1 protein-coding gene is annotated in these 773 nt (G+C 45.4%); it reads left to right on the top strand.

All coding sequences use genetic code 11. The annotated features are described in order from the left end of the window. Positions 1 to 15: 15 nt before the first annotated feature. The coding region (locus ACFIQC_RS10015; protein ID WP_375707147.1) for a late control protein at positions 16 to 773 on the top strand (758 nt) is incomplete at its 3' end.

Below are 773 nucleotides of genomic sequence, written 5' to 3'. Positions count from 1 at the left end.
GCGGTTATGGGATTAATGCGCACGCATCCTTTTATTGAGGTGAGAGTGGGGGATAAGCTTGTTCATGAGGTTTTTTATCAGCGTCTTTTAACCGCAACCATTACGGACCATGCCGGCAATGAAGCCGATACATTTGAAGCAGAGTTTGATGATAGTGGCAATGATTTAGAGGTTCCCTCAAGCAACAGCACTCTGCAAGTGATTTTTGGCTATGAGAACAGCATCAGTGCCTTTATGGGGCGTTTTGTTGTTGAGTCGGTGGTGAGTATTGGTGGCAGTGATGGAGAGATTTTGCGCCTTTGTGGCAAAAGCGCCTCGATGCGTAAAGAACTCAAAGAACAAGCGAGTGAACATTTTGATCACAAAACTGTTGGTGAGATTGTTGAGACACTTGCCAAACGCCATGGCTATCAAGCAAAGGTCAGTCCACAATTTATCAAACAAACTCTTCCTTATGTGATTCGTACAGATCAATCGGCTGTTGATTTTTTAACCCGCCTTGCCGATCGCATGCGGGCGCGTTTTTTGATCAAAGACCATAAGTTTTTATTTTTAAGCGGTGACAATTTACCAGCCCTTGAACTTCATAAGCACGACTGTTCTAACTGGGAATTTACCCTAGAGCCACGTACGCAATACGGCACTATTGAAGCTTCTTATTTTGATCGCGCAAAAGGGCAGCAATGCCAAGTCAAGCATCAGACAGGGTTTAGCGGTCCCGTGCGGCGTCTTCGCAGTTGTTATCCATGTCAAGAGGAAGCTTTATCTGCCGC

This window comes from Bartonella sp. AA126HLJHH (genome assembly GCF_042197425.1).
GTDB lineage: Bacteria > Pseudomonadota > Alphaproteobacteria > Rhizobiales > Rhizobiaceae > Bartonella.
The sequence above is the reverse complement of the archived record's forward strand: the minus strand, read 5'-3'. Positions and strand labels throughout refer to the sequence as shown.